Origin of the sequence: Fibrobacter sp. UWB3 (genome assembly GCF_002210405.1) — a bacterium.
GTDB lineage: Bacteria > Fibrobacterota > Fibrobacteria > Fibrobacterales > Fibrobacteraceae > Fibrobacter.
In genome coordinates this window covers 80,604-97,252 of the sequence record NZ_MWQJ01000012.1, presented here as the reverse complement: position 1 = coordinate 97,252, position 16,649 = coordinate 80,604, and the positions used below count along the sequence as shown (strand labels likewise).

At 49.5% G+C, this 16,649-nt stretch carries 12 protein-coding genes; all 12 read right to left on the bottom strand.

The features are described 5' to 3' along the window. Nucleotide 1 precedes the first annotated feature (1 nt). The gene (locus tag B7991_RS12780; protein WP_088631168.1) at nucleotides 2–1,315 is read right to left on the bottom strand and encodes a nucleotide sugar dehydrogenase; all 1,314 of its coding nucleotides are present in this window, start codon (nucleotides 1,313–1,315) and stop codon (nucleotides 2–4) included. Nucleotides 1,316–1,337: 22 nt separating this feature from the next. Continuing rightward, complete coding sequence (locus B7991_RS12775; protein WP_088631167.1) at nucleotides 1,338–2,708, bottom strand: nucleotide sugar dehydrogenase; 1,371 nt, start codon at nucleotides 2,706–2,708, stop codon at nucleotides 1,338–1,340. Between the two features lie 90 nt (nucleotides 2,709–2,798). Continuing rightward, nucleotides 2,799–5,576 (bottom strand): CotH kinase family protein, encoded by a 2,778-nt coding sequence (locus B7991_RS12770; RefSeq protein ID WP_235002884.1) that lies wholly within the window; start codon nucleotides 5,574–5,576, stop codon nucleotides 2,799–2,801. Nucleotides 5,577–5,694: 118 nt separating this feature from the next. Beyond that, entirely contained in the window at nucleotides 5,695–6,528 is an 834-nt protein-coding gene (locus B7991_RS12765; RefSeq protein WP_088631165.1) for an EamA family transporter, read from the bottom strand. Nucleotides 6,529–6,531: 3 nt separating this feature from the next. Beyond that, nucleotides 6,532–8,811 (bottom strand): transglycosylase SLT domain-containing protein, encoded by a 2,280-nt coding sequence (locus tag B7991_RS12760; RefSeq protein ID WP_088631197.1) that lies wholly within the window; start codon nucleotides 8,809–8,811, stop codon nucleotides 6,532–6,534. Between the two features lie 20 nt (nucleotides 8,812–8,831). After that, nucleotides 8,832–10,664 (bottom strand): phosphoenolpyruvate--protein phosphotransferase, encoded by a 1,833-nt coding sequence (ptsP, locus tag B7991_RS12755; protein ID WP_088631164.1) that lies wholly within the window; start codon nucleotides 10,662–10,664, stop codon nucleotides 8,832–8,834. Then, nucleotides 10,636–10,908 (bottom strand): HPr family phosphocarrier protein, encoded by a 273-nt coding sequence (locus B7991_RS12750; RefSeq protein ID WP_088631196.1) that lies wholly within the window; start codon nucleotides 10,906–10,908, stop codon nucleotides 10,636–10,638. Before B7991_RS12750 ends, ptsP begins: the two co-directional genes overlap by 29 nt. Before the next feature lie 7 nt (nucleotides 10,909–10,915). After that, entirely contained in the window at nucleotides 10,916–11,836 is a 921-nt protein-coding gene (locus B7991_RS12745; protein ID WP_088631163.1) for an MlaD family protein, read from the bottom strand. A gap of 61 nt (nucleotides 11,837–11,897) precedes the next feature. After that, nucleotides 11,898–12,554, bottom strand: a complete 657-nt coding sequence (locus B7991_RS12740) for an RNA methyltransferase (RefSeq protein ID WP_088631162.1) — start codon at nucleotides 12,552–12,554, stop codon at nucleotides 11,898–11,900. A gap of 3 nt (nucleotides 12,555–12,557) precedes the next feature. After that, a complete protein-coding gene (locus tag B7991_RS12735) occupies nucleotides 12,558–13,640 on the bottom strand; it encodes a hypothetical protein (protein WP_088631161.1) in 1,083 nt (360 codons plus the stop codon). Nucleotides 13,641–13,660: 20 nt separating this feature from the next. Then, on the bottom strand, nucleotides 13,661–15,181 hold the full coding sequence (locus B7991_RS12730) for a pitrilysin family protein (RefSeq protein WP_088631160.1): 1,521 nt from the start codon (nucleotides 15,179–15,181) through the stop codon (nucleotides 13,661–13,663). A gap of 373 nt (nucleotides 15,182–15,554) precedes the next feature. Continuing rightward, nucleotides 15,555–16,583, bottom strand: coding sequence for a VWA domain-containing protein (locus B7991_RS12725; protein WP_088631159.1), 1,029 nt, complete (start codon nucleotides 16,581–16,583; stop codon nucleotides 15,555–15,557). Nucleotides 16,584–16,649 lie beyond the last annotated feature (66 nt).

Below are 16,649 nucleotides of genomic sequence, written 5' to 3'. Positions count from 1 at the left end.
TTTACCAGCAAAAGCCTTCGTAATTAGGAAGCGTTTCTACAGACGAATCTTTCAAGCGCACCAAGTCCAAGAAATGGATTCCAGGATTCTTGCGAATAAGTTCTGGAATTTCCGGATTTCGAACCGTGATAATGACAAGCGAAGCCGATTCCACGACATTCTCGACATTCTGTACCAGAAGCGGTAACAAGTGCGGAATTCTCTTGTTGAGTTCGCGCAAGTTCGTTTCTTTTTCGCGGGCGATATTCAGATAGCGGTCGTAAATGCTCAAGGAGCAGCCCTTGCCAAGCACACCTTCGGCCAAGCGGATTGCAGCCGAATTGCGCAGGTCATCTGTCCCCGCCTTGAACGTAAGGCCGACAATACCCACAGAGCGCACGCCAATCTGCTGCACGCGTTCAAGCACGCGTTCAATATGCCTGTTATTGCTGCATTCAATCGAAGAAAGCACAGGAACTTCAACCTGGTTGGATTCAGCCAAAAAATTAAGGCCGCGCAAATCCTTCGGAAGGCAGGATCCACCATAAGCAAATCCCGGCTTGAAGTAATACGGCGAAATATTCAGCTGCGTATCCTTGCAGAACAAGTTCATCACGCTATGGCTATCGATATCGAGCTTTTTGCAAATGGCACCAATTTCGTTACCGAACGTCACCTTCAGAGCATGGTACGAGTTATTGACAAACTTGATGATTTCAGCAACCTTCGGTTCGACTTCGACAATTTCGCTACCAAGGGATTCGTATATACCTCTAAGGCTATCCAAAGCACGGCGGCTATTGCATCCAATCACGGTCAACGGCGGATTCAGATAATCAGCCACAGCCATGCCTTCGCGGAGGAATTCCGGGTTCGAGGCCACAGCAAAGTTAATGCCTTCGCGCTTGCCCGAAATCTTTTCGATCAAGGCCGTTGCAAGAGCGTTCGTTCCAGGCGGAACCGTACTGCGGATTACCACAATATGGAACGTCGACTTAGAACGGATAGCCTCGGCAATCGAACGCACGGCAGACATCAGATACGTTGTATCCAGGCGTCCATCTGGAGCATTAGGAGTGCCAACGCACAAGAACGAAATATCCGTTTTAGTAACAGCCTCGATAGCCGAAGAAGTCGCCGAAATGAGTCCAGCTTTATAGCCGTCCTGCATTACCTCATCAATATCGCGTTCAACAATAGTTGGGAGACCTGCTGCGATTCGGTTTACTTTACTTGCGTCAACATCGCAGCCAACAACCCGGTGTCCGAGCTTGGCCAAGCAAGCGATACCAACGCACCCTACATACCCCAACCCGAATACGCTAATAGAAGCCATAATCCATTTACTCTCTAATAAATTACTCTGCCTTACCCTTACCAATGCTAGTCACTTCAAACCCAATTTTGCGAAGTGCATCAGCATCAAGAATATTACGACCGTCAAATACAAATGCGGGCTTTGCCATCGAGCTGTAAATACGCTTCCAGTCAAGTTCGGCAAAGCACTTCCATTCCGTGCAGACGACAACGGCGTGTGCACCTTCTGCAGCCTTGTACGGGTCTTCTTCAAAAGAAACCTTTTCAATGACATCCTTCAAGTCGCGCTTGGCATCAGGAATAGCCTTCGGATCCGTCACGACAGGCAGCGCATGTTCGGCAAGCAAATCGCGCACAACGAGGTTTGCCGGGCTTTCGCGGGTATCACCCGTATTCGCCTTGAACGCAAAACCGAACACGGCAATCTTCTTGCCTGCAATCGTATTGAACATCGTTTCGAGCATGCGGTCCACAACACGGTGCGTCTGCCACTCGTTAATCTTCACGACGCTTTCCCAGTAAGCAGCCACTTCCGGCAGTCCGTAATATCCGCAAAGGTAAACGAGGTTCAAGATATCCTTCTTGAAGCAGCTACCACCAAAACCGATAGAAGCCTTGAGGAATTTGGAACCAATGCGGCGGTCCTTGCCCATCACGTAAGCCACTTCATCGACATCGGCACCGGTGCGTTCGCAAAGGGCACTGATGGAGTTAATGGAGCTGATGCGCTGTGCAAGGAAAGCATTAGCCGTAAGCTTCGTGAGTTCTGAACTCCAGAGGTTCGTCGTAAGGATGCGGTCACGCGGCACCCAGTGGGCGTACACGTCCACAAGCTTCTGGCAGGCAGCGAGGCCCGATTCCGTCTGATGGGAGCCAATGAGCACACGATCGGGCTCAAACAAGTCGTTGATGGCTGTACCTTCGGCGAGAAATTCCGGATTCGAAAGCACTTCAAAGTGAAGGCCCTTGTCGTTCGAATTCAAGATGCGTTCCATGGCAGCGGCCGTGCGTACCGGGAGCGTAGACTTTTCGACGATGATCTTTCCTTCGTCAGCAATTTCCAAAATGTTGCGTGCAGTCTTTTCCCAGTACTGCAAGTCAGAAGCCTTACCGGCACCGTGACCAAATGTTTTTGTCGGCGTATTCACCGAAACGAAGATGATATCCGCTTCCTTGATGGCAGCAGGGATATCCGTGCTAAAGAACAGATTACGGCCACGGGCACGCTTTACAACATCATCCAGGCCGGGTTCAAAAATCGGAAGGTTTTCGCTATTCCAGGCATCAATACGAGACTGGTTAATATCAACAACGGTGACCTTGACATCGGGGCACTTGTCGGCAATTACAGTCATGGTGGGGCCACCGACATAGCCAGCACCAATGCAAACGATTTTAGTATCAAAACTCATGATGTTACAAGATAGCAAATACCACTTGTAGGTTTTTTCGCATTCCGTAAAAAGTGCGTTTTTTGTAAGCTATAAGTATGCCCAAACGGCCTATTTAAAGAGCGCCGTGACCGTACTTGCGTATTCTGGCTGTATAATGCGCTTCGGACTTGTTTCGCCATCGCTCCAACCTACAAAAGTACTTCCTGTTTCGGCTTCTGCATACAGAGTCACCGGGAATCCTTCAAAGAAGTCCACCGTCAATTTCGACGATTCGACAGGGAGATTGTGAACGAGAATCCGTCCCGGGCCATCGACAGCCAAAGTTACAGGAGCCACCGCGCCCAATTCAAAATATTCCTGAAGTTCGCTAGTCAATGTCGACGCTCTATTTCGAATAAATTCCTTAATCTTTTCAAGTTGATCATCCATTTCAGATGCATCATGTTCCCATCTTTTTTGATCGTGCGGAATTTCCGATTCAATTTCAGACATCATCTTATCCACGCGAGCAAGGACTTTTGAGCTTTCAAAATTCATCTGCAGAAGTGTCGCCATGCGATTGATAAAGGCCGCCTTGAATCCTGGATTTTCAAGCAATCGGCGCAACAGCAAAGTATGTTCAGGGCCATTCGGCCATGAGTAACCATTTTCTTCCGTAATAAATTTAAAAATGTTGTACGTAAACATACTGTTTCCGCTGTCGAAACCAAAATCTAAGTCATAAAGGAACCATTTCCATTTTGTCTGTAAGCTTGTATTGCGCCACTTCTTGAGGTTATTCGCCGGCCAGTCGCGATTGTCGGCATACAGCTCCGTATGCACGTAATTGAGATAATTGTCAACATCCATTTGCGATGTCACATATGCATAATTTTCTTCATCATCCAGATTATTCGATTCAATCCAGTCCATTAAAGCGGCATAATCAATGGCATTCCCAGAAGACGCCTTATTATTCGCATCCAGCAGGTCGATTGCGTCAGGATCCATCCCGTAATGCGTTTCAAAATAATGTTCATTAGAACGCTCGCGGATATCATGGATGCCATAATATTCACCATTGTAATAGACCACGGCAAAGCGCCCACGCTGATAGTCCACGCCAAGACCCTCGCTTACAGAACTGGCAAGCCTATCGCGGATATAGTCCTTTCCAAAATTGTTGCCGTTATTGCGCAAAATAAAGCTCTTAAACTTTTTCAATCCCGGAAATTCGGGGAAAAGATTGTAATCCAGACGCTTGTCGCCATACTGTTCGCGGAAGGTAATCGCAACGGACTTTTTCTTTTTGATACGGCTGTAGTTTCCAAATATCTTGAGTCCGGCAGCTTTTGCAAAGGCTGGTTCACTTGCACCCGATTCCATCAATTCGATAAACACCGGGATTTCCTTATCCTGCCAATAATTGGAGCCGTAATAAGGCGAGACTTCATTTGCTCCGGGGCCCTTCACATAAATTCCGGAATCAGGATCGAAAAGCGAATTCGGATTTGCCGTCAGGAACACCGCCGGAACAGACGGAGCCTTTTCAAAGACATAAGTACGTACAAGCTCTTCTCCGGGAAGCATTTCAGAGACAAATGACGCACAACGAATCGTCATAGTAGAATTCACTTTTAACGAAGTCACCACAGAGCTTTCTGCCGTAGGAAGATCCCCCCCTTTTGCACAGCGTACAGCAGCGCTTTGCGGGAACGTCAACGTAAACGAGTTCGTATAAAAGCCCGAAGAAGGGGCTACCGTCAAGGAATCCAGCGCAGGCGAGCGCGTCGACACCACAGCCCCCACAGTAAAATCATAAGGAGTAGGTTCACTATAGCCAAAGCTTGCCGTAGTTCCATCATCCAAAGTTCCTAGCGACCACGACTTTTCAGACGGCAGATTGGGATAGTCGACAAAATCAAGGATCTCTCCATTACCATCCAGCAGATAAATGTTCCCACCGTTTTTTTCAAGCTTGAAATTTGCATGCGGTTCATGGCCACGATTTCTGGCGATGTACGAAAACGCCTTCATCTCGACTTCTTGCATTTCCATATCTTCGGGACTAAAACGAGTACCGTAGATATGCTCCAAGTCAGGGTACGAGCCCCCCTGCGGCAAGACCAACCGGTACACCGTCGAAGAATCCCCCGTTCCGGTAAGCACATACTCATAGCCCTTCCAGTCATCGACATTGGGCTGCGCAAGGCGCATAGAAACCTTGCGGTCCTTTGTAATGTAGGCGTTCAACAAGATTTCATTCGTACTCGAAATATCGATATCGTCCGTCTTATCCGAAGAACCCGTCCCAACAAAAGCAGAAATTGAAGACCAGCCGAGCAAGTCATTTTCCATCAAGCGCATTTTTGCGCCAAACATGGACTTACCTTTTTCCTCGAAGCAGAATTCATCCTTGCCTTCGAGCGGATCCGCATAGCTTTCACCCGGAGTCTCTTCATTTTGTGCATCCGTCCACACCCAGCAACCAGGGCCAACCATACTGATCGTATCATGCGGAGCCACGAAATCAGGCAAGTTCTTTCCAGACATGAATACAACCATAAACGAATTCGGGGCCATCAGCACATTGCCGAATTTCCACTTCAACGGATCCTTGGCATCATCCGTCAAGTACATACCCGACAGATTCACCGTATCAGAAGACCTGTTATAAAGTTCAATCCACCCGGCATCGCCACCTTCATGGTCTTCGTACACCAGGTTCACGGTATTAATTTCAGAAATGACAACTGGAGAATTCCCCGAAAACGGGGGCTTTGCCACCGGCAAATACTCCACTCCAGGTTCTTCAGATCCTGTGGTAATAACAGGGTTCGAATCTGTACACGCAGCTAAAAAGCCAAGCGTCCAGAACAGCAAAAATAAAGGGGAAATTTTTTGCACCACACACCTCAAACATCCGAATTTAAATATATATGCAGTTTAAGGTGGTATAACTTTTTAAATGAATACTTTTTAGGCGGTTTTTACATGCACAGGCCACTAAAACACTACACAAAGCTTACTTTTTCCTTCGCGGTCTGCGAACAATAAATAAGCACGCCCCAATCAGCACAAGCGACACAGAAATCACCTTGCCCATCGGAAAAGCCTCATAGAAAACGAGCGCCCCTGCAAGCGTAGGCACAGCAGCCCCGACCGCAGCGCTGAACGGGATAATGAACAATGCACGCCCGCGCGAGAACGACACCTGCGAATACAAGAATGCAATGCCGTAAGTTGCCACATAGCCAAGCGTCCTAAAATCCAAAATCAAGTTCGCCACCGACGAAAATTCGATATTGTCGAGGTCAAAGTCCATCGCGAGACTCTTGTAAAAAGCAGCCGAAAGACCAAAGCCAACGCCCATGATGAGCGAATCCACCATCTCGCGGTCCTTCACCCAGAGGTGAGCGATCAAAGTCGCAAAACTGAGTCCGCCCGCATACAGCCAAAGCGTCCCGACATTTTGCACCGCCGTCGATTCCCCGAGATTTTCGACCGAGTAAAGGAGGCCCGCCACGACAAAGCAAATCGCAACGACAATGCGCTTAGTCAAGATCTCTTTCAAAATGCAGAATCCCATCAGCGCCGTCAGCACCGGATTCAAGACCATCATCGGCTGCACCTGGCTCAAGTCATACTGGGCCATGGCAATGTAATAGCCAAGCGTTGCAAGCCCCGAGCAACCAATACCTAGCCACCAGAACTTATTTGTGACAACGCCCTTGAAGAATTCCCAAGGTCTAGAGGTGCCGCCCGTGCGCTTGCCAACAGCAGACACCCCGGATTTCTCCAGGATGTTTCCACAAGCAAATAAAAACGCAGGACCAATTGTCAAGAGCAGGAAAAGCATCCGCTAAATCCCGTCATAGATTTCTTTGTAGATCCAGTAGTTTCCCATGACGCGCTTGACGTAGTCGCGGGTTTCCCAGTAGCTGATTTCTTCGACGCGCAAATCCCACGGGAGGCCTTCGCTTTCAGACTGCCAGCGCTTCGTCGGCTTCGGGCCCGCATTGTAGTTGCAAAGCACGTACATGTAGTCGTTCTTGTATTCGTCCTTCAAGTCCACCAAGTAACGAATACCTAGGCGGATGTTCATGTAGGCGTTATACAAGCGTTTCGGATTAAAGCCCGAGATTTCTTCCTTGTCGGCAAGCATCTTGCCCGTCGCAGGCATAATCTGCAAGAGGCCGCAGGCGCCCGCAGGTGATGTAATCTGGAAATCGAAAATCGATTCCTGACGCATCACGCTATACACAAAGAACGGATCAATGCTCGTGCCCGAATAGTAAACCACCGGGTCAGCATACGGGACCGGGAAAAGGTAATGCAGCACATCAATCGGCGGCGACATAAACAAGCGCCTATCCATCTTTGCCTGGAACTGGCGAGCAAGCCTGTAACCGGCAGCCGTTTCGCCCATTTCATAGAACAGCTTTCCGTATTCGTACAAGAAGTCCATGCGCTTGAAGTTTTTCTTCTTGATTTCTTCATAGAGCCTAAAGGCTTCTTCTTCAAAGCCGTAGAGGAACAGCTTCTTGATGCGTTCGTAACGTTCCTTGCTATAGGAGGCGTCCGGCTTTCCGAGCTTGTTGACCGAACGGATCCAGTCCATCGTTGCGGCATGGGACATCGGCACGCCATGAGCGTACGGAATCTTGTCCGCAGGCAACAGCTTATTTTCCAAGAGCTTCATGCGGCTGCGGTGCGCGTAATACGAAAGCGGGAAATCCTTGATACAGTCGAGGTAAGCGGCACGGGCAAGAGAATCTTCACCCATCTTCTTGTACGTATCGCCAAGGAACATCCTGGATGCGCTACCGCTCCAGAGGAACGGATCCTTCGTCGCATCACGGAAATATGCAGCCGCTTCAACCCACATGCCACGCTTAAAGTAGCAGTAGCCAATGCGGAATCTCGCCCACTGACGCTTCAAATTATTCTTGAAACGCTTATGGAGGAGCTTTGTATAGCATTCAATAGCCTTGTCGTACATCAGCTTCTGTTCGAACTCAAAACCGCGCAACCAGAGGTTGTTGGCGTTTTCGGTACTGAACTGGCTTACATCCTGCAAAAGCGAATCGTAGCTGTGGATTTCTTCGTCAAACAGCCCTGCTGCTTCCTTGCGATAAAGCTTCAAGATTGCCTGAATCCAGGACGGACGCGGTTCCACATTCTCGATCAGGTAACGGTACTGTTCAATGGCGGCATCACTGCGGTTGAGCGCACGCAAGGCTGCAGCACGCTTTTCCCACAAGACTATGCGGGTGTTCAAATCAAGCGTACTCTTCTTTAAACGCGCATAAGCCGGATCGTCGAGCACCACAACTGAGGCCGGATTTTTCTGAGCCTGCTGTGCATCCATAATCTGGATGGAATCAAGCAGCACGAGGCAGTTTTTCATCTCGTCCTTCGTGCAGGCCATCTTGGCATAAGCGACCTTTTCGGCAAGCGATTCCGGGGCGCCAAGGACTTCTCTCAGGCGGCGGATTGAAGCATAAGCCGAATCCTTGTACGAAGTACGGCTCGTCAAAAGCTTCATGTACATGCGCTTCGCCTGCTTCAGCTGGTAGGAATCTTCCAAGTAGCGGGCATAGCGGTACTTCAGCGGGTCCACATCGTCGCCATCTGGGTTTCCATTGAGGAACACCATCAGGGAATCTGCACGGGCCACATCGTTCAACGAGAAATCCGCCATCGAGGCTTCAATTCTCAAGCGGTCCGCCGCATCGCGCCAAGCCCTGTCATTTTCCAGGCTCTTTTCGAGGCGGAGCGTTTCGCGCATCTTGGCATACTTTTCCTGCTTAAAGTTCGCCTTCGCCATGCGGAGCACGACCGTTCCAAGCAGTTCCGGTTCACGATGGCGCAAGGAATTATAAGCCGCATAGGCGCTATCCCACTGGCCACTGTAATAGTAATAAGCAGCACGCGCAAAATCACGGTGGTTCTGCGAAATCGAAATATCATTCATCGTTTTCTTGGCACGCGCAGCGCGGACAACGGCATCCTGGAACTGATCCGGAGCGATCATTTCCTGATCCGAGAACGGAGTCTTGTACAAAGAATACACCGAGCCATCCACCTGTGCACACACGGCGGCTGCACATGCAAGTAATAATGAATAAAATAATTTCATCGGCAAACCAACCAACTGTTTTATTTTTCAACCTGTCCCACAAAACCGGATATGCCAAGTTCCATAATCGTTTGAGCATACTTCTTATGCAAAAACTCATTCACACTCTCGGCATCATCCATTTGCAAAACAGTCAACGCAGCATCACGAACATCTTCAAAGTTGATGGAGCGGATAATCTTCTTCGTCGTCATCACGCTCCACGGAGTCATCGAAAGTTCATCAACACCAAGACCAACCAACAAAAGCACACTCATCGGGTCCGTACACATTTCACCGCAAACCGCCACCGGGATTCCTTCACGGTGTGCCGCCACCACAGTCTGGTAAATCATGCTGAGCACTGCCGGATGGTGCGGCTGGAACATGTCGGTAATAAGTTCGTTTGTACGGTCAACAGCAAGCGTAAACTGGATCAAGTCGTTTGTACCCAGGCTAAAGAAGTCCACTTCCTTAGCAAGCTTGTCTACAATCATCACAGCAGCTGGGACTTCGATCATCGAGCCAATCTTCACGACAGGGAGCTTATGCCCTTCGTCTTCGAGCTGTTTGCGGGCCTTGGCAATGCAGGCCTTCGCACGGCGCAGTTCCGTCATGCTCGAAATCATCGGCAAGAGGATGCGCAAATTGCCCTTTGTATTTGCAAGCAGCAGGGCGCGCAACTGCGTGATGAAAATATCTTCGCGGTCAAGGCACACGCGGATAGAACGCCAACCCATAAACGGGTTCGATTCGTTCACCGCAGAAACCCCCGAAACAAGCTTATCGCCACCGGCATCAAGCGTACGGATGACAACCGGATACGGATCCATTTTTTCGAGGATATGCCTATAGGCACTTTCCTGTTCCTTTTCAGTCGGAGTATCCTTCTTGAAGAACAAGAACTCCGAACGGTAAAGGCCGATACCCGTAGCACCAAAGTCCGTTACCTTGTCTGCTTCGGTCGGGATTTCGATATTCGCGTGCAGCACAATGTACTTGCCATCGCGAGTCATCGGCTCCAGCTGGCGCATCGTGAAAAGCTCACGGCGCTGGCGTTCGAACATTTCCTGGCGTTCGTGGAACTTGCGGATATCCTCATCGTTCGGGTTGATGATAACCTTACCATCAGCACCGTCAACAATAATCGTATCGCCACTCTTGACGAGGGCAGCAACATTTCTAAGGCCTGAGACTGCAGGGATCTGCAATGCTCTAGACAAGATGGCCACATGGCTTGTACGGCCACCCGTATCCATCACGATGGCGTTCACCTGACCAGGCTTGAGCGTCATCAAGAAACTTGGAACAAACTCATGGGCTACAAGGACAATGCCTTCTTCGTCAGACACATCCTCCAATACCGGTCCGGAGTCGTCCATCGCAGACATCAGGCGGTTATACAAGTCCCTGAGGTCTGCCGCCTTGTCACGCATGGCAGGCGAGTCGATCTTTTCAAACTTTTCGATGTAGGCGCCAAATACGACATGTACCGCCCACTTCGCATTCTTGTGTTTTTTCTTGATCTTGTCGAGAACTCCATTCACGAGTCCCGGATCCTGCAAGATCATCAGGTGGGTTGCAAAAATCAGGCTGTCCTTGACGCCAGCTCTGGTTTCCGAGATTTCCTTAATCTGGGCAATTTCCTTGGAGGTCTTACTGATGGCCTTCAGGAACATCTGTTCTTCTGCAGCAAGGCGGCTCTCCGGGAGAGTCTCATCGACCACAGAAAATTCACGGTTTGCAACAGGAAAAACCGTACCCATGGCAAAGCCAGGGGACGATGGCACACCAACGAGTTCAATCCTCTGGGACTTCACTTCATTGGCGGTCTTCGCTACAAAATCAGCAGGGTTCTTCGTTGAAGTGGTCATCAAAAAGCTTTTCCAACTGCTGAACGACTAACTCTTCATCCTCGCCATCGATTTCGAATTTCACTTCGGAACCAGCCGGGATAGCAAGCATCATCACGTTAAGGATGCTCTTCGCATTGGCCTTCGAACCATCAAATACAATGGACACATTGCTCTTTGCCTGGCCCGTGATATCAACTATCATACCGGCCGGACGAGCGTGAATGCCCAGTTTGTTGGAAACAGTAAGTAACTTTGTAATCATCAATTCCTCAGAAGAAATCCACATTAATGTCAAGACCATCCTGCAAGATAATCTTGAACAGGCTGTCCGCAGAACGCACCGTCTTGACCAAGTCGTCATGCAGCTGTCTGTCGTTCAGCAAAATGCCCACCGTATTGTCTTTTGAATCCATCTTGGACTGCACCTTGGCGATCAGGCCATCCAAGTGCTTGGTCACATCTTCCAGTTCGGAGATCAAATGGTTTGCATTTCCCATGACCTTGTCCGTTCCGGCAAAAAGACCATTGATCGGTTCCTTGACACCATCGACAAGTTCGTTCACCTTGACCGTCACCTTGTTCAAGTTCGCAAGGCTCTTCTTGAGCTGCGGATCGGTAGTCGTCACAAGGGACATCAATCGGTCTTCAAGATTTTCAGCCTTCACCAAAAGCGTCTTGAATCGGTCCTGGAAATCCGGATTTGCAATTGTCCCGTTCAAGGCAGTCTTGACCGCTTCCAAGAGCACCTTCGTGGAATCGCAAACTTCACCGGCAAGGCCAAGCGCTTCGGCAATGCCCGCATCGAACTGGCCAGTGATCGTATCGCCCGGCACGTAGTATTCTTCGGAATCGCCGAGAATCATGCCAATCTGGCGTTCACCCATGATGCCGATATTCTGCACGCGGATTTCGGAATCTTTCGGGATTTTCACGTTGGACTTGAGCCTGACCGTCACCACGACGCGGTGGCCAGCAAGTTCAATGGATTCCACACGGCCAAGCTTCACGCCATTGATTTTGACCGGGTCATCCAAAACAAGCGTACTCACCTGCGTAAAGCGCAAGTGGTACACGTCAAACGTTTCACGCAGATCCTTCTCGTTCAAGAAAAACATGCCAAAAATCAAGATGAAAATGGCAAGAAGAACGACAAGTCCGACGGAGAAGTATAAAGCGGTATTCTTTTTCATTCTAAAAACAATCTAGCATATTTTGCGATTGGCATTGGATGCCTCTCGAAAAATAAGAGGATTATCCCTCCACCCTCACGATGGGGCTGTTTGTTTCAATTCCGTTCACATGGCGGTCAAGCCAATCGAGCAACAAAGCGTCGCGTTCCGCCTGCGGCAAGGCAAACTTTTCGCGGCCCTGCTTCTGCATGAACACATCAAGGTAAGTCATCAGCACGCCACCGGCCACGGAGACGTTCATCGATTCGGTAATGCCATACTGCGGAAGCTTGAATTCATAGTCCGCATGGGCAAGCGTATCCGGATGGTTGCCATGGAATTCACTGCCCAGGTAGAATGCCATCGGCTGGCTCAAATCAAGGTCGAGCACGGAGTTCGTGGTATTCGTGCTTGCAACAGCAATCTTGTAGCCCTTGGCGCGGAGCTTTTCCATGCAGAGCATACGCTTCTTGTACAGATAAATGCTCATCCACTTGTAAGAGCCCTTCAAAATGGACTTGTTCACACTGTAGGCGTTGTCTTCTTCGATGACATGAACATCCTGGAGGCCAAAGACCTCGGCAGTACGGATAACAGCGGAAATGTTGTGCGGATCGAACAGGTCTTCAAGCACCATGCAGAAATGACGCGTACGGCGATTGACCACAGACGTCAAGAGTTCACGACGGCGTTCCGTCACACGTGCAAGCAAAGTTTCCAAATCCTTAGGTTCACTCATTTTCTAGTCCTTTTTGATAAAAGTATTTGCTTTGAAATCGGGAGAATCAATCGGTTCCTTAGGTTCTCTCGGTTCTGCCGGCCTAACGACCGGCTTCGGAGCGCTAAGTTCCATTTGACGACGTTCAATGCGTTCAGCATCCCCGAGTTTCCAAGTGGCGCCCGAAACAACCTTATCGAATTCCTCGATATGGCGGATATTTTCGGGAGTCCGCAATTTAGCATTTTCCTTAAGAGGTTTACGATTGCCCTTGTAGTACATCGATGCCGCCTTCTTGATATCGTTCACGACATCGTCAATCTTCGAATTCACGACGCTCTTGAAGACCCTCAACTGCATAATGGAATTGAGCACGGAATTTCCAGGGAACACGACTGCGGTGAGCTTATACTTCAGCGTCCTCGGAGCGACAAGGTCCATGTCCAGGAATGCGACAGCCGTTCCCTTGAGCGACCACTTCAAAATCTGCGCGTAGCCATAGCCAAAGAACATATTGCGAAGCATGGGCTTTACGCCGGCACTGTCCTGCAACGCCCAGTAAAAATCACCCGAGAGTCCATGACCGTTACCGCCCGAGAAATAGCGGCGGTTCGTACTGTTGTACTCCAGCGTGTATTCCGATTCCAAATACGCATTAATCAAGTCCGCCGTAAACGGCATATTATCAAACAGGAACGTAATTTCGTTGACCTCGAGCGGAAGAGTTCCTTCGCTTTCGTAAATCGCCCTGTACTGGCGGCCTAGACGCATGAACAAATCCGTCATCATGGGCGCCTTGATATCGGTCGAAAAGCCGCGCTTGACAATTTCCTTATAAGGAGCACAAAACTCGTTGTTGTACTCGATTTTCGGCCACGGCTTCATATCGACATCTGTACAGGCCTCGTACTTGATATCCAGGCACTTGTACATGCCCGAACAGAACGAGCGCATATTGTCGGCATTGTTCTTCATTTTCATCAAGAGCTGCCGACGGGAGACCTCCGATACCGAAACGCTTTTAGCGGCATAAGACAGAGAAGAGCCAAGCACCATCAAGACGCTAAAGCACATCAACAACGAAAAACGCAAACTCTTTCCCTGCATATAGACCTCGCTCCTTAAGGTTATCTAAATTCAAGACTATCTAGCGGAATCACCGTGAACGGTTTCAGAGAATCGAACATGGCGACAGGACCGACAATCGAAATAGTCATTTTTTCTCTATCAAAATACTTAGCGATCATCGCCTTGACCTGTTCAGCCGTCACCGCATTGATTTCCGTCACATAATCTATATAATGATTGTCCGATTTGCCAAGCAATTCGCCCTTTGCAAAGATCGAAGCCGTTGATGCCGGGGAATCAAAAAGGCTCGGCAGGCTCTCGACCAGGGATTTTTTAGCCTGGGAAAGTTCTTCGGCAGTCGGGCCGTCCTTTGCAAGCTTTTCCACTTCTTCAAAAATGAGCTTCATGGCATAATCCACCGTCTCCACCTTCGTCTGGAGAGCAATCGTCGTCATGGCCGTATCGCGGTAGTCATTGCCAACCGTGCTATAGACGCTATAGGCAAGGCCTTCATCGCTACGGACACGGTTCATGAGTCTAGAACTGAAGCTACCACCGCCCAAAATGAAGCTAGCCACAGCGGTCGGATAGTAATCCGGATGCGGGCGCTTCACAAATGGCTGGTTCATGGTGATGTTCGCCTGCGTGATATCCTTGTCGACGACATAGACACCCGGCTTGCGGGCAAAGGTAAGTGGCGTCGGCTTTGGCTTTTCGGTCTTCGCAGGTTCCACTTTCCAGTCCGCAAAGAACTTCTTGAGTGCCACAACAGCGGAATCCTTATCCACATCACCGGCAAGAGCAAACACAATGCGCTTGGACGAGAAGACGCCCTTTGCAAGTCGTTTCACATCGGCGGCAGTCACTGCCTTGTACTCAGCGGCGTTTGCATCCCAAAGTCTCGGGTTCGGCGCATAGTTCACCTTGGACTTGAGTGCCGAAAGCACCTTGGCAGGCGTTTCAAAGCGGCGTTCGTATGCCGTAACGTAATTCGCCTTTACGATTTCAAGCTGATTCTTGTCGAAAGACGGGTCCGTAAGAACCTTCTTTGAAAGCTCAAGCATAGACGGGAAATACGCAGAAAGGCAGTTGATGTCGAAAGCCGAGAGGAACGTACCGACGCTTGTCGAAATCGAGGCGCTTACAAATTCCAGGGAGTCTTCGAGCACGTGCGGAGTAATCCCGCCGCCTGAACCGCGACGGATCATGGAGCCCACCATTTCAAAGGCGGCTTCATCCTTCAAGACCTGCGGCAAGTTGCTTTCTTCAAAATAAACCGTAAAATCCACCAGCGGGAGCGAACGGTCGCTTACGATATAGCCCGTAATGCCATCAGCAATTTGCACACGGAAATCCTTCGGATACGGGGCCACGTACTTATATTCCGGAAACTCAATCTTGCTATAGTGTTCAGGCAAATTGCTCCCGGCAGGCAAAACAGAGCTCGAGCTCTCTGCAGCGGTGGCATACATATCCGGTGTATGTTTAACATGAGACGTTTTTTTAGGCATCATGGAACATGATGTCAAAGCCACTAAAGCCGCAAAAGCAGCGGCAGGAATCATATAATTCGTTTTCATCAAGTAGAAAATAGTAAACTAATCGGGAACATTCCAAAATAGACCAATCATTTTAAGGTTTATCGCTCCCCATTCTGTATTTAGACATATATTAATAATTGAGCCTTCCTAGTGGCCACAACACGCGTAGTAAGCCTACCTCCGGCTTCCGCACAGTTCTCCAGTCGAGACACAAGCCCCACCAGGAAGGCTTCTTCAATCCCTCCTATGAAAAAGACCCGACGCGAGCGCGCCGGGCCTTTTTTCATTCCATGTCATTCCCGCCCACTCTATGTCATTCCCGCCTTGAGCGGGAATCTCCATCTTGTAATAAAAATGCCCGCATGAATGCGGGCAAGACATATCCTAATAGCTAATGACCATTGACCAAAGACTAACTGAATCTTCCGTTGAGCTGCTTGCGGCGGCGGCCGCGTTCCGAAATGACAGCCTCGATCAAGAACAGGAGGGCTGCAAGCCCGAGGAAAATCTGGTAGCGGTCCTGATAATTTTCCATGCGGTCGCTGCTCTGGTCTTTCTTTTCGAGCGTTGCTATTTCGGTCAAGACCTTTTGCAGCTGGAACTCGCCCGGGCTCGCATAAAAGTAGAGCGCACCCGTCACGTTTGCGATTTCCTGAAGCGTCCCTTCTTCAAGGCGTGTCGTTACGATATTGCCTTGCATGTCCTTCTTGTAGACACTTCCGCCATTCTTGCTTTTGAGCGGTATAGGAACGCCTTCGCGAGAGCCGATACCAATCGTGTAAATCTTGATGCCAAGTTCAGCGGCTTCCTTGGCGGCATTGACGGCAGCATCTTCGAGTTCTTCGCCATCGCTCATGAGAATCATCACGGAATGCTGGCTAGCGCCACCGGAATTTTTGAACAAAGTCATTCCCTTACGGATTGCGCTTTCGAGATTCGTGCCCGGCATAAGCCAGCCCGGATTGAGTTCACGAAGCACCATCTGCACAGTACCGTAATCAAGCGTCAGAGGAACCATCACTTGCGCCTCGCCACTGAATGCCACAAGGCCAACGCGATCCCCCGTGAGAGATTCCAAAAATGCAGAAATTTCATGACGGCTACGCACCAGGCGGTTCGGCTTTACATCTTCGGCAAGCATCGAAAGCGAAATATCCTGCAACAGCACAAGGTCCTGACCGCGGCGTTCCACATGTTCCATCTTGCGGCCCCACTGCGGACGGGCAAGTGCCACAAACAAGAAAGCAATAGCAAGGAGCAAAAGCAGGACCTTCGTGAGGCGCCTCCACGGCGAGACGCTCGTCGAAAGTTTAGAAAGCATCGAAAGCGAGACAAAGCGGGCTGCTAATTTTTTACGACGATGATAAGCATAGACAAACAAAAGCGCAAATAGAGGCAGAGTAAAAAGGCCCCACAAAAAATTCGGTTCTGCAAATCTCATTATCTACTCCGATAAAATTCCTTGCATCAAACAAGCACCAAGAATATACAAAAGTCTACGAAAAAA